The 23,009-nt window shown below is 45.2% G+C and carries 23 protein-coding genes and 1 pseudogene; 13 read left to right on the top strand and 11 right to left on the bottom strand.

Going from position 1 to position 23,009, the window contains the following annotated elements; translation table 11 throughout:
* Positions 1 to 26: 26 nt before the first annotated feature.
* The 3 genes from speA to QUA53_RS07120 form a co-directional block, all read right to left on the bottom strand.
* Positions 27 to 2,036 (bottom strand): biosynthetic arginine decarboxylase, encoded by a 2,010-nt coding sequence (gene speA / locus QUA53_RS07130; protein WP_333095862.1) that lies wholly within the window; start codon positions 2,034 to 2,036, stop codon positions 27 to 29.
* Positions 2,037 to 2,325: 289 nt separating this feature from the next.
* Positions 2,326 to 3,474, bottom strand: coding sequence for a helix-turn-helix domain-containing protein (locus QUA53_RS07125; RefSeq protein WP_333095861.1), 1,149 nt, complete (start codon positions 3,472 to 3,474; stop codon positions 2,326 to 2,328).
* Positions 3,475 to 3,632: 158 nt separating this feature from the next.
* Positions 3,633 to 4,223, bottom strand: coding sequence for a DUF3611 family protein (locus QUA53_RS07120; protein ID WP_333034942.1), 591 nt, complete (start codon positions 4,221 to 4,223; stop codon positions 3,633 to 3,635).
* 167 nt (positions 4,224 to 4,390) lie between these two features.
* On the opposite strand from QUA53_RS07120, the gene QUA53_RS07115 reads away from it, so the two are divergent.
* The 7 genes from QUA53_RS07115 (at position 4,391) to QUA53_RS07090 (ending at position 6,751) form a co-directional block, all read left to right on the top strand.
* Positions 4,391 to 4,561, top strand: coding sequence for a hypothetical protein (locus QUA53_RS07115; RefSeq protein ID WP_172186391.1), 171 nt, complete (start codon positions 4,391 to 4,393; stop codon positions 4,559 to 4,561).
* Between the two features lie 354 nt (positions 4,562 to 4,915).
* Positions 4,916 to 5,209, top strand: coding sequence for a hypothetical protein (locus tag QUA53_RS07110; protein ID WP_333095860.1), 294 nt, complete (start codon positions 4,916 to 4,918; stop codon positions 5,207 to 5,209).
* A gap of 103 nt (positions 5,210 to 5,312) precedes the next feature.
* On the top strand, positions 5,313 to 5,741 hold the full coding sequence (locus QUA53_RS07105) for a heavy metal-responsive transcriptional regulator (protein ID WP_006632299.1): 429 nt from the start codon (positions 5,313 to 5,315) through the stop codon (positions 5,739 to 5,741).
* A gap of 133 nt (positions 5,742 to 5,874) precedes the next feature.
* Positions 5,875 to 6,162, top strand: a complete 288-nt coding sequence (locus QUA53_RS07100) for a hypothetical protein (RefSeq protein WP_333248770.1) — start codon at positions 5,875 to 5,877, stop codon at positions 6,160 to 6,162.
* 32 nt (positions 6,163 to 6,194) lie between these two features.
* A complete protein-coding gene (locus QUA53_RS07095; protein ID WP_333095857.1) occupies positions 6,195 to 6,413 on the top strand; it encodes a DUF6972 family protein in 219 nt (72 codons plus the stop codon).
* On the top strand, positions 6,355 to 6,534 hold the full coding sequence (locus QUA53_RS29145) for a DUF6972 family protein (protein ID WP_445304925.1): 180 nt from the start codon (positions 6,355 to 6,357) through the stop codon (positions 6,532 to 6,534). Before QUA53_RS07095 ends, QUA53_RS29145 begins: the two co-directional genes overlap by 59 nt.
* On the top strand, positions 6,482 to 6,751 hold the full coding sequence (locus tag QUA53_RS07090) for a hypothetical protein (RefSeq protein ID WP_333095871.1): 270 nt from the start codon (positions 6,482 to 6,484) through the stop codon (positions 6,749 to 6,751). The genes QUA53_RS29145 and QUA53_RS07090 overlap by 53 nt, the downstream gene beginning before the upstream one ends.
* A 154-nt stretch (positions 6,752 to 6,905) precedes the next feature.
* Here QUA53_RS07090 and QUA53_RS07085 read toward each other — a convergent pair whose 3' ends face one another.
* The 4 genes from QUA53_RS07085 to QUA53_RS07070 all read right to left on the bottom strand — a co-directional run bounded on the left by QUA53_RS07085 (position 6,906) and on the right by QUA53_RS07070 (position 10,740).
* Positions 6,906 to 7,133 carry a type II toxin-antitoxin system HicA family toxin gene (locus QUA53_RS07085; protein ID WP_015174173.1) on the bottom strand — a complete coding sequence of 76 codons (228 nt, stop codon included), beginning with the start codon at positions 7,131 to 7,133 and terminating at the stop codon, positions 6,906 to 6,908.
* Positions 7,126 to 7,338: a type II toxin-antitoxin system HicB family antitoxin gene (locus tag QUA53_RS07080; RefSeq protein WP_333095856.1), complete on the bottom strand. Its 213-nt coding sequence runs from the start codon at positions 7,336 to 7,338 to the stop codon at positions 7,126 to 7,128. Before QUA53_RS07080 ends, QUA53_RS07085 begins: the two co-directional genes overlap by 8 nt.
* 351 nt (positions 7,339 to 7,689) lie before the next feature.
* The gene (locus QUA53_RS07075) at positions 7,690 to 9,087 is read right to left on the bottom strand and encodes a hypothetical protein (protein ID WP_333095855.1); all 1,398 of its coding nucleotides are present in this window, start codon (positions 9,085 to 9,087) and stop codon (positions 7,690 to 7,692) included.
* 207 nt (positions 9,088 to 9,294) lie between these two features.
* A complete protein-coding gene (locus QUA53_RS07070; protein WP_333095854.1) occupies positions 9,295 to 10,740 on the bottom strand; it encodes a hypothetical protein in 1,446 nt (481 codons plus the stop codon).
* A 216-nt stretch (positions 10,741 to 10,956) separates the two neighbouring features.
* Between QUA53_RS07070 and QUA53_RS07065 the strand changes: the two genes are divergently transcribed.
* The 3 genes from QUA53_RS07065 to QUA53_RS07055 all read left to right on the top strand — a co-directional run bounded on the left by QUA53_RS07065 (position 10,957) and on the right by QUA53_RS07055 (position 14,207).
* Positions 10,957 to 12,378 carry an NB-ARC domain-containing protein gene (locus QUA53_RS07065; RefSeq protein WP_333095853.1) on the top strand — a complete coding sequence of 474 codons (1,422 nt, stop codon included), beginning with the start codon at positions 10,957 to 10,959 and terminating at the stop codon, positions 12,376 to 12,378.
* A complete protein-coding gene (gene xth, locus QUA53_RS07060) occupies positions 12,375 to 13,160 on the top strand; it encodes an exodeoxyribonuclease III (RefSeq protein ID WP_333095852.1) in 786 nt (261 codons plus the stop codon). Before QUA53_RS07065 ends, xth begins: the two co-directional genes overlap by 4 nt.
* Positions 13,161 to 13,331: 171 nt before the next feature.
* Positions 13,332 to 14,207 (top strand): SDR family oxidoreductase, encoded by an 876-nt coding sequence (locus QUA53_RS07055; RefSeq protein ID WP_333095851.1) that lies wholly within the window; start codon positions 13,332 to 13,334, stop codon positions 14,205 to 14,207.
* 163 nt (positions 14,208 to 14,370) lie between these two features.
* Here the strand turns inward: QUA53_RS07055 and QUA53_RS07050 are convergent, their stop codons facing one another.
* From QUA53_RS07050 to QUA53_RS07040, 3 genes are all read right to left on the bottom strand, one after another.
* Positions 14,371 to 15,495 (bottom strand): EAL domain-containing protein, encoded by a 1,125-nt coding sequence (locus tag QUA53_RS07050; RefSeq protein ID WP_333095850.1) that lies wholly within the window; start codon positions 15,493 to 15,495, stop codon positions 14,371 to 14,373.
* Between the two features lie 794 nt (positions 15,496 to 16,289).
* The gene (locus QUA53_RS07045) at positions 16,290 to 17,024 is read right to left on the bottom strand and encodes a transposase (RefSeq protein ID WP_333095849.1); all 735 of its coding nucleotides are present in this window, start codon (positions 17,022 to 17,024) and stop codon (positions 16,290 to 16,292) included.
* Positions 17,025 to 17,157: 133 nt separating this feature from the next.
* Positions 17,158 to 17,358 (bottom strand): helix-turn-helix domain-containing protein, encoded by a 201-nt coding sequence (locus QUA53_RS07040; protein WP_333095848.1) that lies wholly within the window; start codon positions 17,356 to 17,358, stop codon positions 17,158 to 17,160.
* A gap of 51 nt (positions 17,359 to 17,409) precedes the next feature.
* Here QUA53_RS07040 and tnpA point away from each other — a divergent pair.
* The 3 genes and pseudogenes from tnpA to metH all read left to right on the top strand — a co-directional run bounded on the left by tnpA (position 17,410) and on the right by metH (position 21,999).
* Positions 17,410 to 17,844, top strand: a pseudogene (gene tnpA / locus QUA53_RS07035) (IS200/IS605 family transposase).
* Between the two features lie 184 nt (positions 17,845 to 18,028).
* Positions 18,029 to 18,304, top strand: a complete 276-nt coding sequence (locus QUA53_RS07030) for a hypothetical protein (protein ID WP_333095847.1) — start codon at positions 18,029 to 18,031, stop codon at positions 18,302 to 18,304.
* Between the two features lie 143 nt (positions 18,305 to 18,447).
* Entirely contained in the window at positions 18,448 to 21,999 is a 3,552-nt protein-coding gene (gene metH / locus QUA53_RS07025; protein WP_333095846.1) for a methionine synthase, read from the top strand.
* 199 nt (positions 22,000 to 22,198) lie between these two features.
* Here the strand turns inward: metH and pstB are convergent, their stop codons facing one another.
* Positions 22,199 to 23,005 (bottom strand): phosphate ABC transporter ATP-binding protein PstB, encoded by an 807-nt coding sequence (pstB, locus tag QUA53_RS07020; RefSeq protein WP_333095845.1) that lies wholly within the window; start codon positions 23,003 to 23,005, stop codon positions 22,199 to 22,201.
* Positions 23,006 to 23,009: the final 4 nt, after the last annotated feature.

The raw sequence follows: 23,009 nt of genomic DNA, 5'->3' as shown, positions 1-23,009 counted from the left end.
AAGGTGCGCAGTGCGCACCCTACATTTTAAGACTGAAGATAAGTATATTGGCTGAGACTCCGCTCGTAATTTTGCAGCAAAAGTTGGGCCTCCGAAAGAGTAATTTTATTTTGCTGCAAAGCTGCTTCTGTCTGACAGCGGATGCTTTCAACCAAATTTTCTGAATCGTACTGTACGTAGCTGAGCACTTCTTTCATAGTGTCTCCTTTCACAACGTGTTCGATATGATAGCCAGAAGGTGTTAGCTGAATGTGAACTGCATTAGCATCGCCGAATAAGTTGTGAAGGTTGCCCATAATTTCTTGATAAGCACCTCCCAAAAATAGCGCCAAATAGTACGGTTCTCCAGGTTTGAGAGTATGCAGTTCCAAAACCGACTTCACATCTCGCAAATCGATGAATTGGTCGATTTTGCCGTCGCTGTCGCAGGTAAGATCGGCTAAAATACCCCGTTGAGTTGGTTCTTCATCGAGTCGGTTAATTGGCATAATTGGGAACAATTGGTTAATTGCCCAACTGTCTGGTACGGACTGGAAAACAGATAAGTTGATGTAATAAATGGACGCCATCACCTTTTCTAACTCTTCCAAATCATCCGATACATATTCTTTTAGCCTCGCGATCTTCTGTATTTTATCGCAGCAAGCCCAGTACAACTGTTCGGTTTTCGCCCGTTCCGCAATTCCCAAATAGCCTAAGTTAAATAAACTGACTGCTTCTTCCTTAAATTGGATAGCATCGTGATAAACTTCTTGGTAATTTTCGGGACTGATAGATTGGTAAATTTCGTAGAGATTGCGCGGAATTTGGTGCGCGTTTTCATCTACTGGTTCGGGTACTTCTCTGGGGACATCGCTAGTACCGAGTACGTCAAAAACTAACACTGATTGGTGAGAAGCGATCGCCCGCCCGCTTTCGCTAATGATAATGGGAACCGGGATTTTCCGCTCGTCGCAGGCATCTTTCACTCCCGCTACTACGTCGTTAGCGTAGTTTTGCATATTGTAGTTTTTGGAAGCGTGGAAGTTTGTTTTAGATCCGTCGTAGTCAACGCCGAGTCCACCGCCTACGTCCAAGTAGTTCATATTAGCTCCCAATTTAGCTAATTCTACATAAATGTGGCTGGCTTCTCGAATGGCGTCTTTGATGACACTAATTGAGGAAATTTGAGAGCCGATGTGAAAGTGCAGTAACTGCAAACAATTGAGCATTCCAGCTTTTTCTAGTTCGCCGACTGCACGGATAATTTCAGGAATTGTCAAGCCAAATTTTGCCCGATCGCCCGTGGAACCTCCCCAGCGGCCAACCCCTTTGGTAGTGAGTTTTGCTCGCACTCCCAAAATCGGTTTAATTCCTAATGCTTTGCTCGCGGCGATTGCGAGTTCTACTTCCTCAATTTGCTCCAGCACAATTACGGAAGTTTGCCCTAGCCGCTGCGCCAAAATAGCAGTTTCGATGTATTCGCGGTCTTTGTAACCATTACAAATTAACAAAGCGCCTGGAGTTTTCAATGTCGCCAAAGCTATCATTAATTCCGGTTTAGATCCGGCTTCCAGTCCGAAGTGATGGGGTTGACCAAAACGCACCAAATCTTGAATTAATTGTCGGTGCTGGTTGCATTTAACTGGAAACACACCGCGATAGACATTTTTGTAATTGTACCGAGCGATCGCTCTGGCAAAACAAGAATTTAAGCGCTCGATCCGGTCTTCCAAAATATCAGAAAATCGAATCAGCAGGGGCAAAGCCAAATTCCGCTGTTTCAGGGATTCTACCAGTTCGCACAAGTCGAGGGAACCGCCGCGATCGCCCTTGGGAGAAACTGTAACGTGACCGGCTGCATTGATCGAAAAATACGGTTCGCCCCAACCTTGAATGCGGTAGAGTTTCTCACTATCTTCTATTGTCCAAGATTTTTGTGGCAGTTGAGCCGCCGTTACCAAAGCACTGTCTGGTGCTGTCAAACTCGTGACTGTTGGCGAGTGAGTCGATAGCGGATCGAGATCGGAGAAAGCAGCGGTGGCTGGGGAACTCATCTTATCGGAAACCTCTTTGAGGAGTGGTCAAATAGATAGTTTATCGCACATATCGGGTTTCCTGATGCAGTTGAAAATTCACTTTGGGTACACGACCCGTCGATTTGAGATTTTAGGATTGACTCCACAGATGGATGAAGGTGGGGGATGGAACTAAAATCTCAACCGTAATTGCTTTCCAAGACTTATTTCTTCAAGGAAGTATCCGTATGTAGGTGAATTCGGAAACCAGCTTTCCGAGTTCACCTGGACCAAGAGAGTGGTCGGACGATCGCTCGCCCGACACACACTAACCAAAAATCACCTCCGGCGGCGCCATGTCAGCCCCCATCATCAATCCCCCGTTGCTAGACTTCTTCAAGCCCGGTTGAGGTGCTTTTTCTGGGGTCTTCTGAGCCGGTGCCACTGAGGCTGGCGGTGTCACCTGCGTTGGAGGCACTGCCTGTGCTCCTGGCACCACGGGTTGCTGCGACAGCCAACCCAAGCCCCCTACAGCCCCAGCCATCAAAGCGGTGTAGCCGATGTACAAATGCACCGGACGCATTTGAAAGCCTTCGCTTGAGTCGGAATCGGAAACAGACACATACATACTGGGAATTGGGCTCGGATCGGGTTTGGGCAAAGCATTCGCCATAGCGCTGCCGTCTAGTCCCAAGGCGTCGCCGAGTCTGCGGATAAAACCTCTAACGTAAATATCTTGGGGCAGTTTGTCGATTTCCCCATTTTCGATCGATTCGATGTGGTGCAGCGGCACGAGAGTTTGACTGTGGAGTTGCTGCATGGATAGGGAGCGAATTTGCCGTCCTTTACGCAATTCTCCACCCAACTCCCGCAGGCACTCTTCTCGCTTTTGAACGGCTAAAGCTGCTTCTTCTTCCTTGGTGAGTTTTTTCGGCTTTTTGGGAAAACCGAACCCTGGGAAGGATTTTCCGGGGACGGTGACAGTTGCAGGTGGAGCCGACTCGACTTTAATTTCGTCTTGGGGCGCTTGTTTGCTGTCTTCAGAAGTGTTAGTGTCTCGATCGGAATTTTCAGTGTCGGACTCGGTTTGGGGGGGCGCTTCCACACTAGCGCTGCGCCAATAGAAGACAGGAACACCTACTGGTGACTCCAATGCTTGAATTTCTGTCACCGTCTCAATGGCGGGACTTACAGCAGTAACACTCTCTTGGGGTAGTTGCGGTTCAATTTTGTTTTGTTTGGGAAATCGATCGAATGCGAGCTTGACGGCTTCTCTGCTAACTGCTCTAATTAAAATTTCGGCAGCGGAGGCGGCTTCGCCCAACATTGTTTGCAGGCTAGCTAGAGCGTGGCTATAGGTGTCGCTACAGAGGAGTTCAGTTTCTATTTGACCTAGGACAGAACGAAAACTTTCTTGAGAAATTTCAATAGTTGGGTGATCTGTCACCCCAAAATAAGCCTCGGGTTTCAGTGCCATGATATTCATGTTGTCTTGGTAGAAGGTATCTGAGTACGTTCTTCGACAGGTTGGCAGTGATTCCGGATGTCGGTTGGGGGAGAGTGGGAGAGTGAGGGAGAGTGAGAGAGTGAGAGAGTGGGAGAGTGGGAGAGGCGCAATTCCCCCTTATTGATTGTCTATTGCTTGTGGATGCGATCGAGCAAAAAAAGAGCCCCGAAAATCCCGACAAAATGGGCAACAGTGGCGTGAGTATTGGCGAGTACGACAAATATATCTAGGGGCTGAATAAATCGGCCCAAATCAACTGCGGCACCGAACAAGGCTTGCGGCTGAGCTAGAGATTTGGCTAAAAGCGTGCCGCTGATGGCTTCTGCGCCGATGAGCGTCAGTACCATTCCCGATAAGTTGCTCCAAAGTGCCAGCCGCACTTCTTTGATGGTGTCTGCTTTTTTGGGGCGGACAGCGTTAGCGGGCGATCGCAGTTGTCTCGACAAGCGGGTGAAGCGGAAAGAGCGATAAACGCTGTAAGCGAGTACGGCCAGCCCGCAAATGGCAAAAAATACGCCGCCGCCGGTGCCGGCACTGGTTGAACCCGCAGCGGCGCTAGCCCTGGGGATGGCGAAGGGGATGGCAAAGAGCAAAATGATCGCCGCTACCACCCCTAGCACTACCTGTACCCAGAAGCAAACCCAGCCTGTTGTACGAAGGGCAAAGGCTACTCGCTGTACCGCGACAGGAAGCTTATCGTTATCTAACTGATTAGTCATATTTTGAGCGGGTATAATTAATTGGCATTAGTTGGCAGCAGTTTTTTCTCTTCGGGGACGGTTGACGGCGGTTAAGCCTCTTTATAATAGAAGTAGCAATGTTTAAGATTTGTAACTAACATTGGATTTCACATTTGAATAGCGTCGATCGCCAGGTACCCAAAGCAATGACACAACTACAACCCACCGTCACTCCCAAACTGGAACAGCCAAAGTTTGGCTTCAACAGCTACGCGGAACGCCTTAACGGTCGAGCCGCCATGATCGGTTTTTCTCTAACTTTAATTATCGAGTATGTCACAGGCCAGGGCTTGCTGTCCTGGTTAGGTCTCAACTAATTTTAGCAACGGCGCGGTCAGCCTTACACTTTGTCTTGACTCTTCCGGCAGCGGGTGTGACTTCTGCTGACCGCGACAAATTCGGGAATTGATTAAAATATTAATTAGAAACAAGCCCAGCGACTTCTCTGTCGAGAGAGATCTGTTCCCGAATGCAATAGCTGGCTTTTGGAGGTGTATATGGGGTGGAATTTTGATTTGACTAGCTTGGCAATTTTGCCTCGCTCCCGTACAATTCCCCACAGGCGAGAAGATTAATTTAGGTGAAGCTAGTCTTTGAGCTAGAAATCCCGATCGTTCCGCCAACTCTAAGTTTTAGAGCTTGTAAATAAATATAGAACAGAGTAAAACCAAATGAATGCTTCGTGGACGCGACTTTTGAGGTCAGCTTACCGTAGAGAACCAATTACCAGTTTTGTTGTGACAGTGGGCGTTGTCGATGCAGCCATCGGCAGCATCGGTGCGAGTGGCTCTTTATTGGCTTTTGGGCTTGGCACCGCTGGGGTGGCGATGGCTCTCCGCTGGTGGCAAATTTACCGCTCTGGAGCCGAACAAACCGCACCTGCTCCCGAATACTATCTTCCTCCTCAGTCTTCTAGACCTCAGTTGCCCGTGCTTAACGTGTCTAAAAAAAATCCTCCTTATTAAGATTAGCGGGCAATGGTGACTGGGCGATGTGCCGATCGACTCCCTGGATCTGAGGCACTAAAAGATAGGGCAAGAAAGTCTTTCGATCTTGGATGCTTGGTGTATGAATATTTCTGTTGCCGAGAAACTGTACAAAATTGGCTCTGTAGCTGCCTGTAGTGGTTTGTCGGTGAAAACTGTTCGTTACTATGAGGAGATGGGCTTGCTGTCTCCTGCGGTAAAGCGATCGCCCGCTGGTTATCGCTTGTTTGGCGAAACGGTATTTAACAGGTTGGCGTTTATTAAACGATCTCAGACTCTGGGTTTGAGCCTTCAGGAGATTAAGGATATTTTACAAGTTCGCGATCGGGGAGAGTTGCCTTGCTCTGAAGCGAAGCAGCATCTCACGGCTAAGGTAGAGGAAATTTCCGTGCAAATTGCAGCCTTAGAAACTTTGAAGAGGGAGTTGCAAGGCATTCTCAACTGCTGGCAAGAGCAACCATCGCAGGCGAGCATTACTCGCACGATTTGTCCGAACATTCAGCGGGATTGAGCAGCGAAAAGATACAAAAAAAGGGAAGGAATTATCGGTTTCCTTCCCTTGATGGTTTGGTTGGTGGTTTGGTTGGTGGTTTTGTCGATCGTGTTGAGCTTTTAACTGTTTTCGCAGAGTTTGCTGTTGCTTTTTGAGTTGCCGAGCCCTGGCTGAGCCGCCTTTACCTTTGGAGTTTCTACCCTCGCTGCGGGGATACTCCCAACTTTTTAGTCTCATGTTTTTAATTGTTTGCACTACTTCTATAATACACCGCCAGATTTTGACTGTCAAGTATTTTTTAGAGGGATGTTTCGTAGTATCAATTGTTGACTGGTGGGGATTTGCTACAGGCATAGCGAGGCTGCGCCCATTGCCTGCGGCTGGTTACGCCTACAGGCTTTTTGACAATTTGGGATGTAAGGGCGATCGCATGATTTAATCATACTTGTATGCTCAGTAATTAATTAATTAATGAGTGGAATTAATCGCCAAATCACCCTTGACAGCAGGCACATTGCTAAACACTTGCCAGACACGCCACAAATGAGAAGACTGCTTAATAAAGGACGTGCTGCTCATATTTTTAACGATGAGGCTACTATGAATCAGGTAGCTCAAGCCATAATAGAAGATGGAGAATTTACAGGTACGATTCGGGGCTACGATCGTTATGGTATGTTTTTTTGCTGAATCAATTGGTTATAGAGTTGACCCGGATGGTAGCCGTCTTTTACTTTACTACGGAGAGATAAAAGTTGATGCAGAAAACCGATACCACGTTACGCCTCGAACCCGATTTAGTGAAGAATAACTGGGAATTTACAGAGGTATGGATAGATTCAAATCTTTCACCGCCTTATCTGCTTTTGTTACTAAGTGACGCTGAGGGAAATTGTCGGATATACGATCCGGCTGAGGGTTATAAAGTTGTGTTTTCTAGTAAGAGTTATGATGAAGCGCAGTATTGGCTTTTAGAGGATGAGTATGAACCCGTAGAAGGGCGGCTGAGTGTGTCGGAGTTAGTTTGAATAATTCATTTAGGGGCGATTCCCTACGGGATAGCTCCGCTTCACGCACTTTGTGACAATTGGGGACGTAAGGGCGATCGCTATTTCATTACGATCGCGATCGACCCCTACAAGCTACAAAAACTCATCTACTGGGAAACCCGGTTATTCTCACTTATAAATTAGCTATAAACTCATCAGGTGTGACCTTTGCTTGCTTTAGAACACCGCTGAGAGTACCAATTTTTAACTCGCGGTGGAGTGGCACAACGCAAACAATTTCTCCGTCTGGAAGAGGCTTTTTAAGGACAACATGGCTACCCGTTTGTCTGGCTTGATAAAAGTCTAAACGCTCTAGTACGCGAATTACTTCTAGGCTTGATATTCTGGGCAACCTAGGCATAGCTAATCTCTATGCTAGTTACAAACCTGGGAGTGATTTCGTCGGGTAAAGGACACTCTTCGAGATAGAGCCTTGTAGCTTCTTTGAGATTAGCGATCGCTTGTTCTATGGTTTCGCCTTGGTCAATTGTGCCGACTTCTGGACATTCGGCAATGTACATATCTTCTTCTTTGTAAATGATGACTGTGAAGCTTTTAGTTTTCATTATATTTTTGCTTTCAGCATCAGAGGTTGCTTAGTTTCTATTTCCTATTTTATCTTGGATGTAATTTTTTTGCAAGTACAGGGGAAGAGGCGCGATCGCGCTTTTTGACAAGTTGGGACGTAAGGGCGATCGCACTTTTTCACAAGTTGGGAGATGAGGGCGAGCGGGATTTACGTTTCTCTAATTAATGAATTTGGCACTTATAAAATTACCCGAAATTAGAACACGGCAGTGCCTGATTTTTTGTGCTTTCAAAAAGTTTCCCATGTTAAAGCAACGCTGTCAAATTCTTGAATCATTTTCTTTTTTAATCTGGTGGATAGGCACTTATTAGCCGGGAATCGTTGTTAGTTAATCCTTTTTGCTTTTTAGCCGCTCAAGCCAACTAATATAAGAGGGTTTATAACCGGAATTAGCAGCAATTTCAGCATCTTCTATTGCTTGATTGATGAGTTTAGTATCATCTTTAATAATCTCAGACAAGTGATATAGGGCTTTTGACCTATCATAGCGAGCTTCAGCCCTATATATAATGTCTTGATGTTGGGAAGCTTTTTCTAGTAACTCGATTGCACGTCGCATTTGTGTGACCCGTTCCTCACCGGATAAAAATCGATTAGCGTAACGCCATAATGTAAAACCGTGGTGAAGGATTGCAACATCAGTGTACTGTCGCCTATCATTACGCTTTTCTAACTCATCAAAGAGCTTTACCGCCTCTTGATAGTTACGGTTTTGACGCGCATTCTCTGCTTTTGTCCGCAAGTCTAAGGGAGTTAATTTTGCCACCTCAACTTCCGGCTCTTCTTGTGTTTCTGTCAAGATAGTGACAGCCTCATCATTCTGACCGTCCGTTGGCGGTTCTCCAAGAGAGGAAACTTGCTGCACTGGAATCCAGCATTGGATAACCTCTTGGTTGAGAATTACTTCTCGAACAGGCTCTACTTCTGCTGCAAAGCGATAATAGTCACCCTTGCATTCTTCTTCTAAATCTGCGCTGAGATTGTCCACATCTATCAGGAGAGATACTTTTAGATCATTACTTATATGTACAAACGGAGAAGCTACCCATCTTTCAACATTCTCGTTATCGGTTTGACCCCATTCCCAGTAGGTTTTATCATCTTTAATATCCTGTATTTCTCCAAAATCATTGCTACCAGTGACATAGACACGGTTGTTAAGAAGTTTACCACGCAGAGGTGGGAACCATTGAGTAATTCCTGGATCGGCAGTTGTTTTTTTATTTTTCCAATCATCTGAGGCTGTAAGTAATGATAGTACCTCTTGCCGAAGCTCTCCATGTAATCGATCAAAAGTGTCTGATGAGATCGGAACATGAGCTATTTTATTACGGAGTGAATTTATAGCAAAAAAACGACCTATGATCGGAAGTTTATGGTCTTTATAAGTTACTGGGACTGAGGCAATCCTCTCCCAAGTTGTGAGGAATGCCAAAGGGACATTAAGAATTTGGTCAAGATACTCTGCAACGGAGGCAACAAAAGGGCATGGTGTTATTTGATTAAAATTAGGTTTTTTAAAGCTATTAAGTAGCTCAATCCATTTAACCATGCTGCCATCACTCAGGCATCCCCCTCCATTGCGCGAACTTGAGTCAGAAGCACTAATGCCATCTAGTTTAATGCCTGTAATCCGCTCTCTCAATTTATTTAATTCTACGATAGCTTTTGGCTCGTTTTGCCACAGGTGAAGGAGGCGAGTTGACAAGGCGGAACCGAGTGTCACAATCAGTTATTCCTGAATATGAATCAATCGCCAAGTGTGTTCGTAGAATGATGTTGGCTCTGCGATTAAACGTCGGCGATAAATCTCATAAGCATTGGCTACTGGTGTCCATAAGCGATAATGCTTTGTGTTAGTTGTTTTCTTACTCATCAAACAAATCCTATTTTTTAATTAAATGTTTATGGGTTTTATAACAGCAAAAACAATCTAGCCACTAAGATTGTCTGATGATTCAAGTATTGCTTCTATTTCATCCGAATAACGGTCAGCTTTTTGCCAAATTGTACTGATAACCGAGTCCAAACTTACGCCTTTGAGCTCGGTAAATTCTGTTTGTAGGATTGCTTTGAATTGTGAATTTAAAGGTTTATAGGTTACTTTTTTTTGAAAGCATTCCTGAGAAAGTTCATAGTATAACATAGTGTTACTTATAAGCTCACTTAAGTATGGGCAAACTTTATAATCCTTGGATTTTTCAAACTTCTGAGTTGCGAATTTCGCTGGAGCTATAACATTTGATAAATCTATATAGTTAACACCTACGCTTATTCTAGCATCAACTTTTCTGAATTCATCTAAGACTGTATGAGCCAGATTAGTTGTTAATTCTTTAGCTTGGGATTGAGCCGCCTCGATCAAGATTCTTTTTTGTTCTTCCTGCCTTAACCTTTCCTGTTCAGCTTCTTCAGCCTTTTGTAAAGCTTCTAGCTGTCGCTTAGCAGCAGCAGCTTTCCCAGTAGGAGTATTTTGATACTTTACATAAGCAATACTTGCTGCAATAGCTAGAATAACTGCCAAGGTAAAATTCACAAAAAGCATGAAGAATGCTATTACACTCAAGATTATAAATGTAGCATTCCATTGATTGTCTGATAATAGTTCTGTTGACGTTTGATTAAGAATTTGTATTAAGGATGGCTCCTGCGTTGTTTCTGCATACGAATTATTAGCCGAAAGCTGATTTGTAGTATTCACTCCTAGATTATGGGACGATTGACTTGCTCGTGCCACCAACTCAAACTCTCGATTCCAAGCCGGAAAATTCTCCCCCACCTGCTGCCCGTAAACCTTCACAGAAGCGATCGCCCTGGCCTTCAAATTCGTCAACTCCTTGCGGACAATCCTGATAGAAGCCTCCTCATCAGGAACCCGATCGCCCTCCAGCATCACTTGCAAACAACCGTCTTGCAAAGTCGCAGTCGCACTAATCCCCTTATTCTGCAACGGAAGATTTAACTGACTGGCGATCGCCTCCACATCCCCAAGCTTAGCCCGTTCCTTCAAACTAAGCTGATTTGACTCCGTATTTTCACTAGAAGTTGCCAGCCCCTGTGTTACATTTGCAACAAGCAAATTTTGCCCGGCCACTTCAAACTCTTGACTCCACGCCGGCACCTTTGCGCCCGTCTGTCGCCCGTAAACCTTGACTTTCTCAATGGATGCAGTCCCCAAACCAGCGATCGACTTACTCACCCACGGGGCCAAGACTTGCTGAGTAGGCGCTTCTGCGGCTTCCAGCATCACCTGTAAACAACCATCCTTAAGGGAAGCTGCGGCGGTGATGCCCTTGGCTTGTAGCTGGCGGTTCAGCCGAAGCGCGATCGCTTTTGCATCTCCCTGTTTCGCGAGTTCCAAAATATTCGGTTGTGTCATAACAGGTAGATACAACTAGCGCTTAGCATGACTTTTTGTTGTCTTAAGTATAAATTCTTTCCTAAATACCAAAGCTTGTCAAGCCAGATAAAGTCATATTTAGTAGTTGTTTTCATCCCAACTAGGTCATAAAAAGTCACATTTAGTTGGTTGCTACTGAAAAAGTCATATTTAGTTGGGTTACAATCAGGTGAACCCCTTGCATCTACGTGACCGATGGACGTTGAAGAAGCCTTAGAATTTGTTGACCATCTAGCTTTGACTACTACGGGAAAAAATTTAGATAGTCTGCAAAAAGCTATACTACGTGGCGCTTGGGACAATCAGAAATATAAAGAAATTGCACAGCATCACAACCGGTCAGAGAAATATGTTAAAGAAGTTGGCTTTAAATTATGGAAACTTCTATCAGTTGCATTAGAAGATGAAGAAGTTTGCAAAGCAAATTTTCGAGCAAAACTGGAGAATTTACGATTTTTCTCTAATGTTTCACTGGTGGGCAATGGTTGTGTGAAAATTGGTAATTTTTCCGCAGACAACATTCACTACCCAAAAGTCTCACAATCTGAATCGTTACAAGAGAAAACTTTTAACGAAAAAACAAGCAATTCCGAACGGAAAATACATTTAGATTTAGCTGATGCACCAGAACCCAACCTATTCTCTAACCGCACATCCGAACTCACCACCCTCGAAAACTGGATTTTGGGCCGCACCCGTCTCATCACCATCTTAGGCTTATCCGGTATTGGGAAAACCGCTCTTACTCTCCAACTAATCTCACAAATTCAACACGAATTCGATTACATCATCTGGCGAAGTCTCCGCAACTCTCCACCCCTGGCATCACTCCAAACCGACTTAATTAAATTCTGTAGGGGCGGTGCCCCCGTGCCCGCCTCCTCCGTGCCCGTTCCCTATCCCGAAGAAAGGGCAATTACGGGGGGATTGCCCCTACTAGAATATTTACGATCGCACCGCTGTCTCATCATCCTCGATGATATCCAAACCATCTTCAGCAGCGGACAACTCGCAGGAAATTACCAACCTGGATATGAAAATTACGGCGCATTCTTTAAACAAATAACAGAATCATCCCACAACAGTTGCCTCATCCTCCTGAGTTGGGAAAAACCCAGAGAAATCGCCGCCTTAGAAGGCGAAAACCGCCCCTGCAAATCTCTGCAACTCAACGGTTTAGGCCCCGAAGCACAAGAAATATTCAGAGAAAAAGGTTTAGCAGAACCGGAGAAATGGTCAGAACTGATCGACCTTTACCGAGGCAATCCCTTATGGTTAAATATAGTTGCCACATTGATTCAAGACTTGTGTGGCGGTAGCGTTTCCGAATTCCTCTCCTATGATACCCTATTCTTAGGAGACTTAGAATCACTCCTGCACCAGCATTTCGATCGCCTAACCGCATCCGAACAACAAGTTATCTCTTGGCTGGCCAATACCCCCGAACCAGCCGACATCTCAAAAATACCAGAAAACCTGCAACTATCACCGCCCGAACTCTTGAAAGTCATGCAATCTTTAGGACGGCGGTCATTAGTTGAAACAGTCAAACAAAACGGGCGATCGCACTTTACGATCGCGCCAGTAATCAGAGAGTATATAACAAACAAAAAATGAAAATTGCCACCTGGAACGTCAACTCAATCCGCACCCGCATAGAACACGTTACTAGCTGGTTGCAAACAAACTCCCCAGACGTTCTTTGCCTCCAAGAAACCAAAGTTCCCGATAAAGACTTCCCCCTAGAACCCTTCATCAACCTGGGCTACAACTGCTACATTTCCGGTCAAAAATCCTACAACGGCGTCGCCATTCTCAGCCGATCGCCCCTAACGCAAATCAGCAGCGGATTTGCCCCCCTTCTTGGCGATGAAACCGCAGGTATTTTTGACGAACAAAAACGCCTCATAGCCGGGATTATCGACGATATTTGCATTATTTGCGTATACGTTCCCAACGGTTCCGAAGTTGGTAGCGAGAAATATGAGTACAAGCTAAAGTGGCTCAAACTGCTGCAAGAATACCTAAAAATAGCACTAGATAAATCCCCCAACCTGTGCATTTGCGGTGACTTCAACATCGTCCCGGACGATCGAGATATCCACAATCCCAAAGCCAATGCTAACTCCGTCGGCCTATCAGTAGCCGAGCGCCTCGCACTAACAGAAATCATAGACTTAGGATTAAACGACCCCTTTCGCAAATTCACATCAGAAGGCGGTCATTATAGCTGGTGGGACTACCGCGCTGCCGCATTTCCCCGCAACAACGGCTGGAGAATCGACCACCATTATCTCAGCCCTCCCCTCTACGAACAAGCAAAAAACTGTACAATAGATATTGCTCCTAGAAAATTAATCAAACCCAGCGACCATGCCCCCGTAATTGTCGAAATTTGATTTATAAGTTATAAGGTTAATAACAATTGACATCTTGCCATATTCTCAATAAGCCTTTTATCGGCGGGCAGGATGCCCACCCCACAAGAAAATTCAATCTTTGTGGAACAGGCATCTTGCCTACTATTGAGAAAAGTGCAATATGTAAGTAACAACCAACAACTAAAAATCATGTTCTTAGTAACCGGAGCAACAGGCGCACTAGGCCGCCGAATTGTACGAGAAATCAGACAGCAAGAGAAGCCTGTCCGCGCATTCGTTCGCCTCGCATCTCGCTACTCAGAACTAGAAAACCGAGGCGCCGAGATTTTTATCGGCGACTTAAAACAAGACAAAGATATTAAAAAAGCCTGCCAAGGAGTGCAATACATCATCAGCAGCCACGGCACCGGCGGCGACGTTCAAGCAGTACACTACCGCGCTAACATAGAATTGATCGACTGCGCCAAAGAAGCCGGAGTGCAGCACTTTGTCTTTATTTCGGTACTGGGAGTCGATCGGGGATACGAAGATTCCGCAGTATTCAAAGCCAAGCGAGAAGTAGAAAAATACCTGCAAAACAGCGGCTTGAATTATACAATCTTGCGGCCTGCAGGTTTTGCTTCCAGCTTGTTACCGCTAGCAGAAAGATTTCGAGAAACCGGACTTTACCTGCTGATTGGCGACGGCAAAAACCGTACCTCTGTTGTCAGTACCGACGACTTAGCAAAGATTGCCGCCGACTCCTCAACAGTCGAAGGCGCCCGCAACCAAATTCTGCGAGTCGGTGGCCCGGATGTGCTGACAAGAGACGACATTCCCCGGATTTTTGGACGCTTATTCAATCGCGAACCGATGGTAATCAACCCGCCGCTGGTTGTGTTTGACGGTTTGAGAAATGCCTTGGGTTTATTGAATCCTCAAGCTCAAAAAGACTTAGGAACTTTGCGGGTATTGCTGGGTAACGAGTATTTCTGCACTCCCGAAGAAGTGCAAAACTTGGAATCAATCTACGGCATGAGAATGGAATCCTTAGAAAGCTTTCTGCGACGCAATTTGAGCGTTTAAAATGCTAGTTATTCTCGTTACCAGGCTCTGCCTGGTAATGAATATCGGGAGGCTCTGCCTTCAAAATCTTGTCTCATTTTAATGGAGGCAAAGCCTCCCGATATGCGTCCCCCGGCTCTGGGGTACGAGCAAAAGGTAGCTCTAAATCGCAACTGAAAACCATTTAAGCAGACATAGGCACTGCTGCAACACCACCAATATAGCTCGTAACTGCGATCGGCGGAGAAGTCGGCTTAGCAATCAAATAACCTTGAACCAAAGTTGCTCCCCGTTCTCGCACCCACTCAAACTCCTCCAAAGTTTCCACACCTTCAGCCACTGTTTTAATTTCTAATTGAGCAGCAATTTCTAACATCTTTTCCGTAATGAGTGCCTTATAATAATCTTGATGGACGTTGCGAATCAATTGCATATCCAACTTAATAAAATCTGGACGCAGTTGGTGCATCAAATTTAAATTAGAAGAACCGCTACCAAAATCGTCCAGGGCAATTAAAAATCCCGCCTCCCGGTAAAACCTCAGAATCTTAATCAAGTGATCGATATCGGGAGGGTGCTGAGATTCGGCTACCTCAAAAACAATATTGCTGTGGGGAATTCCAGCTTCATCAATCGCCCGCACCGTCATTCGCAGGCACGTAGCGGGATCGTAAACTGAAGTAGGAGAAAAATTAATAAAAAGTAGTTCTTTGAGATTGTAAACATGGGCTTCTCGAATAGCGCGAGTCCGGGCCAAAGCATCTAGTTGAAAAATTATGCCTGCTGATTCTGCTTGGGCAAAAATCCGACCCGGATAAATTAAGTTTCCCTGCTCGTCAATTCCTCGGAGTAGTGCTTCATGGGCAAAAATTTTAGAAGTATCTGAGGTGTAAACAATGGGCTGAAAATGCGTCGTAATGCGTTCTTCGTACAATAAATCTAACAGCCAATCAGAGTTACTCAAATTAATAAAAGAGTCTAAGGAAGTGCTGCGATAAAAATCGCTAAGTTTTGGCTGTTCAACTTCGCGCATCCACAAAACTTTTGTCTCTTTCAACTCTTGAGTTGTCAGCACCGATGACGCTAGGGCGCTAAAATTTTCTCTCGCTATTCCCTCAAGGATAACGTACAAGCACTTGCTCTCTTCTAAAAGCCGGAATTCAAGTTTAGCCTTACCCAGTGCAGAAATAACCTTGGTCAGCGTGTGCGATACGGGAAACCACAGGTATAGACCTCCGCTGCTCTCTATTTTTGCGGGTACTATTTCGCAGCGAGAGCACGAGCCGAAGCCTTTGCGACTTATTTGCATTGGAATATCCTCCGGTTTTTGGGTTAATTTTAGGCACGCTAACAAGTAAATTTTATTATAAGCTCATTCACCTATTAATTCATCTATCTCAAGATGTAAATCTTGATGAACGGGTATTTAAGAATTATTGCAATATTTATACATTATTGCAGTATTTATACTTGCCTCCGGTTTCAAACCTTAGTCAAAGTTCTCAGCATAGAGCAACTAGCTGTTATTAAACACTGTTCCAAATCATCACAGAGGGAGAAGACAAAGACTTGTTCTCTATTCTCTACTGCTGCTCTGATTGTTTACGTTTTATTCTATAATTCCCTTTGCCAAAACAGTGGCTACAGTTGATTTTTTAGCAAAGGGGAATTAAAACCCTCGATCGCCCGATCGATTAATTTATTCCAACCCGAAATATACACACCCGGACGATCGCCCAAAACAAACTCACTTGCTCCGGAATATCCAGTTTAATTTTATAATCTGGATGACAGGATTTGAATTAATCTTTCTGACTTATTTTACCACTTTCCGCCATCCTAGCTCCTACCCTCGCTCAATCTAGGGAACCTGTTCTGCGTCTGAGCGAAAACTGAGTGACCTGCTGTAAGCTTTACACGATAAGCAGACTCAGTAAGATGGACAATTGAGCGAAAGATGAACGAAAAATCTAACTCATTAAAATACTCACCGACCTGAAGGTGGGGTGATTCTTGACACTTCATAGGGTTCTGCTAACCGTTGCTAATCTGACAAACCCTCTGCGCCCGTTTAGAGTCGTGCCGATTCCCCATCCCGACTTTCTATCTAATTTTAGCCCCATTCTCATCTCTGTCTTGCTCAGTGCCACAACTCATGCAAAGCAATGAACGGATAGACAGATCAATTTTTCCCCAGTTAAAGCCACAGTCCGCACAGACTTGGCTAGTAGGTTCCCACCTACTAATTACTTGAAAATCTCTGCCAAATTTCTCGGATTTGGCTTCACAGAGAGTTCTAAATTCTCTCCATTCTTGTTGGCTAATCGTCTTTGATAGTTTCCGATTCTTCAGCATTCCTGACACCTTCAAATCTTCCCGAATAATCCCTTGGTTTTGCTTGACTATTTTGGTTGACACTTTATTCAGGAAATCTTTACGGGTATCGGCAATGGGATTATGTAATTTAGCAATCTTGATTCGAGTTACATTTCTTCTTTGAGAATGTTTTAGCTGACGGGCTAATTTGCGTTGGAGTTTACGAGCTTTTCGGTCTAACTTCTTATAAATAGGAATTTCAGCTTTTTCACCATTGCTCATCACTGCCAAAGTTTTCATCCCTAAGTCAATTCCGATACTATGGTTTTTCACCTCAGATTGAATTGGTTGAACTTCTACGACAAAACTCAGAAAATAGCGATTTGCACAATTTTTGATTACTGTGATGAAGCTAGGTTGAGACGGGAGGCTTCTTGACCAGACTGGGTTGACGATACCAATTTTAGCTAGATAGACACCGCCATTCTTAAAGGAAAAACGTCCAATCCTAAATCGCGACAATGGGCTGTGTGTGTTTTTTTATTGAGGATACCGAACTTTACGATCTTTCCGCTTTCCTTTACAGCAGTTGAAAAAGTTCTTGAAATCTGCTTCCAAATCAGCTAGAGACTGCTGTGAATGAATGTTAGAAGCTTCACTTAACCAAAAATTTTTTCGGTCTTTTTCGTCGGGTTATTACTACTTTTTGTAATTCAACCGAACTTGGCTTTTTTTGAGACGGTTTGCACAGAGCTAGACCATCGTTCCCGACTACCCAGACGCATCTAAACAACTGAGGTAAGCTCTCATGCTGTTGACTTGTTGGATAGAATCTGTAACGAAACCTTGTTTTCATGGTTATATTGATATTGGTCTGTAGGTCGAATTATATATTGGTTTGCAAAGTATGACCACTGTTTACCGGCGGGAACGCCATTCTGTTACAGAACTTACAATACACTTGGTCTGTGTTACAAAGTATCGTCGGTCTATATTTACAGTTGAAAGTATTGATTTGATTGAAAAGTCGTTTCGAGATGTGGCAGAAAAAATGAATTTTCAAGTGCTGGAATTCAAGGGCGATGGCCATCATATTCGCGCGCTGATTGAGTATCCGCCCAAGTTGTCTATCTCTCAAATAGTTAACGCATTAAAGGGGGTCTCTAGCCGTCGCTACGGACAGGCTGGACATAAGAAGCCCCACAAGGAAGCATTATGAAGTCCTAGTTATTTTGCTGTTTCTGTAAGAGGTGCGCTTTTAGAGATTTTAAAGGATTATATTAGAAATCAAGAAAAGCCGGCTATTGAAGAAGGGGCTTGTATCCCAATTTCTTGGTCATAATTATCCTGATGTAACAATGTTTGCTGTTTCTACACCCTTAAGACCATCCGACAACCTAATTTGTGAATTTTTCGAGTTATCCATAAAGATAGCTGTGCAGGTACCCACTTAATTCCATTTGCTATCGCTTCTTCGGTACCAACCATTCTTCAATCAGTTCGTTTACTAATCAAAGAAACATCTGATGAACAAGCAATGGGTTCCGATCGAATTCCGTCTCTTAGTAGAACAAACATTCAAACCATTACTTGCACCAGGAGTAGCGATCGTAGTTATCAGCCTAACTACGAGACAGCCGAGAATTAAATCACCCTTAAACATCACTCGTTTAATTATTTCGATCGCATTTTCGCCAAATTCCTCAACAGTTAAGCGAAAAAATCCCTCACAACTAGCCCGTTCTTCCCCCCGCAGCCTCACCCACAACAGAATTTTGACAATTATCCAGGGCGATCGGTAAAATTACAGGTACGATCGAACTATTGTCAGCAGCATTAAATCCTTCAGTAATTAGTCGTTTGCCAACAGTCACATAATTGTTGACAATATTGCACAATAGATAAAATTGTAAATATATAGCACCTGCGTTTTTTTTGACCGCTTATGAATAGCAGATTCCTCGATCGACTCCACCACCCCTCACGCCCCGTCATCGTCTTCGACGGCGCAATGGGAACCAACCTGCAAGTCCAAAACCTCACCGCAGAAGACTTTGGCGGCAAAGAATACGAAGGCTGCAACGAATATCTCGTCCACACCAAGCCGGAAGCAGTCGCCAACGTGCACCGGGGATTCCTCGAAGCAGGGGCCGATGTCATCGAAACAGACACCTTTGGCGCGGCTTCCATCGTACTCGCCGAATACGATTTGGCAGACAAAGCATATTATCTCAACAAAACTGCCGCCGAACTTGCCAAGGGTATCGCCGCCGAATTTTCCACCCCAGAAAAACCTCGATTTGTCGCAGGATCGATCGGGCCAGGCACCAAATTGCCAACATTAGGACACATTGATTTTGACACTCTCACCGCCGCTTTTGCCGAACAAGCAGAAGGACTTTATGACGGCGGCGTTGACTTATTTATTGTCGAAACTTGTCAAGATGTGCTGCAAATTAAATCAGCATTAAATGCCATTGAAGAAGTATTTAAGAAAAAAGGTGCGCGAATTCCGTTAATGGTATCAGTCACAATGGAAGCCACCGGCACAATGTTAGTCGGTTCCGACATCAGCGCCGCCCTAGCTATTTTGCAGCCGTACCCGATCGACATTTTAGGCCTGAACTGCGCCACCGGGCCCGATCGCATGGCCGAACACGTCAAATACCTTTCCGAACATTCGCCCTTCGTCGTTTCCTGCGTTCCCAACGCCGGTTTACCCGAAAACATCGGCGGCCACGCGCACTACAAACTCACGCCAATAGAATTAAAGATGGCCTTGATGCGCTTTGTCGAAGACTTAGGCGTGCAAGTCATCGGTGGCTGCTGTGGCACCCGCTACGATCACATCCGCGAACTATCAGAAATTGGCAAAACTCTTAAACCCAAAATTCGCGAATTTACTTGGGAACCTGCCGCCGCTTCAATTTACACCGCCCAACCCTACGAACAAGAGAATTCCTTCTTAATTGTCGGCGAAAGACTCAACGCCAGCGGTTCCAAAAAATGCCGCGATTTGCTAAACGCCGAAGACTGGGACGGTTTAGTAGCAATGGCCAGGGAACAAGTGCGAGAAGGCGCGCACATTCTCGATGTCAACGTTGATTATGTCGGCCGCGACGGCGTGCGCGACATGAAAGAATTAGTTTCCCGCGTTGTGACTAATGCCACTCTCCCTTTAATGCTGGATTCCACAGAATGGGAAAAGATGGAAGCCGGCTTAAAAGTTGCAGGCGGCAAATGTTTGCTGAATTCCACTAACTACGAAGACGGAGAACCGCGTTTTTATCAAGTTTTAGAGTTGGCGAAAAAATACGGCGCGGGCATAGTTATCGGTACAATTGACGAACACGGGATGGCGAGAACCGCAGACAAAAAATTTGCGATCGCCCAACGCGCATATAACGCCGCCGTCGCCTACGGAATTCCCGCCGAGGAAATCTTTTTTGACACCCTAGCTTTGCCCATTTCCACCGGGATTGAAGAAGACAGAAAAAACGGCAAAGCTACCATCGAATCCATCCGCCGCATCCGCCAAGAATTGCCAGGATGTCACGTAATTTTAGGAGTTTCTAACATTTCCTTCGGTTTGAATCCGGCGGCGCGGCAAGTCTTGAATTCGATGTTTTTGCACGAAGCGATGCAAGCGGGGATGGACTCGGCAATTGTCAGCGCTAATAAGATTTTGCCCCTGGCCAAAATCGACCCCCAACACCAAGAAATCTGCCGTAAACTCATTTACGACGAACGCGAGTTTGACGGCGAAATTTGCGTTTACGACCCCTTGGGCGACCTGACAACGGTGTTTGCGGGCAAAACTACCAAGCGCGATCGTACAGAAGACGCAAGCCTCCCCGTTGAAGAACGCCTCAAGCAGCACATCATCGACGGCGAACGCATTGGGCTCGACATCCAACTCGCCAAAGCATTAGAAACCTATCCGCCCCTCCACATTATCAATACCTTCTTGCTAGACGGCATGAAAGTAGTCGGAGAATTGTTCGGTTCGGGACAAATGCAACTGCCATTTGTATTGCAGTCAGCAGAAACAATGAAAGCGGCAGTTGCCTATTTAGAACCGCACATGGAAAAGTCCGAATCCGGGGACAACGCCAAAGGAACATTCATCATCGCTACTGTCAAAGGCGACGTTCACGACATCGGCAAAAACTTGGTTGATATTATCCTATCAAACAACGGCTACCGAGTGATTAACTTGGGTATTAAACAATCAGTTGACAATATCATCGAAGCCTACGAAAAGCACAAAGCCGACTGTATCGCCATGAGTGGCTTGCTGGTAAAATCCACCGCATTTATGAAAGAAAATCTGGAAGTATTCAACCAGAAAGGAATCACGGTTCCGGTAATTTTGGGCGGCGCAGCTTTGACTCCCAAGTTTGTGCATGAAGACTGCCAAAATACCTACAAAGGTAAAGTCGTTTACGGCAAAGATGCGTTTTCTGACTTGCACTTTATGGACAAACTCATGCCAGCAAAATCTGCTGGTAAATGGGAAGATTTGCAAGGGTTTTTAGATGAAATAGGGCAGGATAATGGGGCGGTTAAAGAAGCTAAAGCTTCGCCAGAAACTACTGTAGAAGATGCGAAGAAAGCAGACACTCCTGTGGTGATAGATACCAGGCGATCCGAAGCAGTTGCAGCAGATATCGATCGCCCGACTCCTCCTTTCTGGGGAACGAAACTGTTGCAGGGAGAAGACATCCCCTTTGAGGAGATTTTCTGGCACTTAGATTTGCAAGCTTTAGTTGCCGGTCAGTGGCAGTTCCGCAAGCCCAAAGACCAATCGCGGGAAGAATACGATGCTTTCTTAGCTGAGAAAGTTTATCCCATATTGGAAGAGTGGAAACACAAAATTATCACCGAAAAGTTACTGCATCCGCAAGCAATTTACGGGTATTTTCCCTGTCAAGCTGAAGGCAATTCTTTGCATTTGTACGACCCGGAAATTATGAATGGGGGGCAAAATGTATCGACACCCGCTGCAACATTCACATTTCCCCGCCAAAAATCGGGGCGCAGGCTGTGCATTGCCGACTTTTTCGCGCCCAAAGAATCGGGTAAAATCGATGTATTTCCCATGCAAGTAGCAACAGTGGGAGAAATTGCTACAGAGTACGCGCAACAGCTATTTGCTAACAATCAATATAGCGACTATCTCTACTTTCACGGATTAGCGGTACAGACAGCGGAAGCCGTAGCAGAATGGACTCACGCGCGAATTCGGCGCGAATTGGGATTTGCTAGCGAAGAACCGGACAACATTCGCGATATGCTAGCGCAAAGATATCGCGGTTCGCGGTACAGTTTCGGCTATCCCGCTTGTCCGAACATGGCGGATCAGTACAAGCAACTGGAATTGTTAAAGTGCGATCGCATCAACCTCTACATGGATGAAAGCGAACAACTTTATCCCGAACAATCAACAACCGCAATTATCACCTATCACCCAGCAGCCAAATACTTCACCGCTTAATTTCTAGGGTGCGCCGCGCGCACATTCCTCGGTGAATTATACCCGTTACCAGGCTCTTCCTGGTAACGCAGCTCCGGAGGCTGTGGCTCCACTTACAGCCGTAAAGCTTGTAGTATCGTTCCCAAAACTGTCCGGAGTATTGGCTGACAAGGTAATGTCATTGCTGACAATGCGTAACGCCTAAATCTGACACTTGCGTTTAACCAAAGCGTCCACTAATGTACTCTTCGGCTTCTTTGGTTTGGGGAGAACCGAAAATTTGTTCAGTGGGACCAAACTCCACCAATTTGCCGCGCCGTTTGCCTTGATCGTCCGTTTCTGTATTGAAAAAAGCCGTCCAATCCGCGATTCTTGACGCTTGTTGCATATTGTGAGTCACCGTAATAATTGTGTATCGTTCCTTAAGTTCTAAGCACAGTTCTTCGACCTGTCGCGTAGAAATGGGGTCGAGAGCAGAACAAGGTTCATCCATCAATAAAACATCGGGTTTCATGGCGATCGCGCGAGCAATACAAAGCCTTTGTTGTTGTCCCCCCGATAACGCCGTTCCTTTCTCTTGCAGTTTATCCTTAACCTCTTTCCAGATAGCTGCTTGTGTGAGGGAAGATTCCACTAATTCATCTAGATTTCCTTGATATCCGTTGGTTCTCGGGGCATAGGCAATATTTTCATAAATGCTCTTGGGAAACGGATTCGGCCTTTGAAACACCATTCCCACCTGTCGCCGCAATTTGACGGGATTAACTTGCGGATCGTAAATATTACGGTTGCGGTAAATGAGTTTCCCTTCCACCTTGGCACCAGGGATTAAATCATTCATGCGATTGAAGCAACGCAATAAGGTACTTTTGCCACAGCCTGAAGGGCCGATAAAGGCCACAATTTTTTGACGGGGAATTTTGATATAGACATCGACCAGGGCTAAAAAGCCACTGTAATAAACCTTTACGCCTTCTGCATCAAACGCACTATCGTCCGTGTTGAGTTGGCTATTACTGTCAGTCATCTGA

It is taken from the genome of Microcoleus sp. Pol12B3, assembly GCF_036701355.1.
GTDB lineage: Bacteria > Cyanobacteriota > Cyanobacteriia > Cyanobacteriales > Microcoleaceae > Microcoleus.
Note: the sequence above shows the minus strand (reverse complement) of the source record. Positions and strands in the feature narration are given on the sequence as shown.

Excerpts from the sequence above, each read along its gene's own strand:
- QUA53_RS07090 (WP_333095871.1), top strand. The coding sequence starts at position 6,482 with ATGCAGAAAACCGATACCACGTTACGCCTCGAACCCGATTTAGTGAAG.
- speA (WP_333095862.1), bottom strand. The coding sequence starts at position 2,036 with ATGAGTTCCCCAGCCACCGCTGCTTTCTCCGATCTCGATCCGCTATCG.
- QUA53_RS07085 (WP_015174173.1), bottom strand. The coding sequence starts at position 7,133 with ATGCCTAGGTTGCCCAGAATATCAAGCCTAGAAGTAATTCGCGTACTA.
- xth (WP_333095852.1), top strand. The coding sequence starts at position 12,375 with ATGAAAATTGCCACCTGGAACGTCAACTCAATCCGCACCCGCATAGAA.
- QUA53_RS07105 (WP_006632299.1), top strand. The coding sequence starts at position 5,313 with ATGAATATTTCTGTTGCCGAGAAACTGTACAAAATTGGCTCTGTAGCT.
- QUA53_RS07070 (WP_333095854.1), bottom strand. The coding sequence starts at position 10,740 with ATGACACAACCGAATATTTTGGAACTCGCGAAACAGGGAGATGCAAAA.
- QUA53_RS07030 (WP_333095847.1), top strand. The coding sequence starts at position 18,029 with ATGAACAAGCAATGGGTTCCGATCGAATTCCGTCTCTTAGTAGAACAA.
- QUA53_RS07065 (WP_333095853.1), top strand. The coding sequence starts at position 10,957 with ATGGACGTTGAAGAAGCCTTAGAATTTGTTGACCATCTAGCTTTGACT.
- QUA53_RS07095 (WP_333095857.1), top strand. The coding sequence starts at position 6,195 with ATGAGTGGAATTAATCGCCAAATCACCCTTGACAGCAGGCACATTGCT.
- QUA53_RS07055 (WP_333095851.1), top strand. The coding sequence starts at position 13,332 with ATGTTCTTAGTAACCGGAGCAACAGGCGCACTAGGCCGCCGAATTGTA.
- QUA53_RS07120 (WP_333034942.1), bottom strand. The coding sequence starts at position 4,223 with ATGACTAATCAGTTAGATAACGATAAGCTTCCTGTCGCGGTACAGCGA.
- QUA53_RS07110 (WP_333095860.1), top strand. The coding sequence starts at position 4,916 with ATGAATGCTTCGTGGACGCGACTTTTGAGGTCAGCTTACCGTAGAGAA.
- QUA53_RS07115 (WP_172186391.1), top strand. The coding sequence starts at position 4,391 with ATGACACAACTACAACCCACCGTCACTCCCAAACTGGAACAGCCAAAG.
- QUA53_RS29145 (WP_445304925.1), top strand. The coding sequence starts at position 6,355 with ATGGAGAATTTACAGGTACGATTCGGGGCTACGATCGTTATGGTATGT.
- QUA53_RS07050 (WP_333095850.1), bottom strand. The coding sequence starts at position 15,495 with ATGCAAATAAGTCGCAAAGGCTTCGGCTCGTGCTCTCGCTGCGAAATA.
- metH (WP_333095846.1), top strand. The coding sequence starts at position 18,448 with ATGAATAGCAGATTCCTCGATCGACTCCACCACCCCTCACGCCCCGTC.
- QUA53_RS07040 (WP_333095848.1), bottom strand. The coding sequence starts at position 17,358 with ATGAAAACAAGGTTTCGTTACAGATTCTATCCAACAAGTCAACAGCAT.
- pstB (WP_333095845.1), bottom strand. The coding sequence starts at position 23,005 with ATGACTGACAGTAATAGCCAACTCAACACGGACGATAGTGCGTTTGAT.
- QUA53_RS07080 (WP_333095856.1), bottom strand. The coding sequence starts at position 7,338 with ATGAAAACTAAAAGCTTCACAGTCATCATTTACAAAGAAGAAGATATG.
- QUA53_RS07125 (WP_333095861.1), bottom strand. The coding sequence starts at position 3,474 with ATGGCACTGAAACCCGAGGCTTATTTTGGGGTGACAGATCACCCAACT.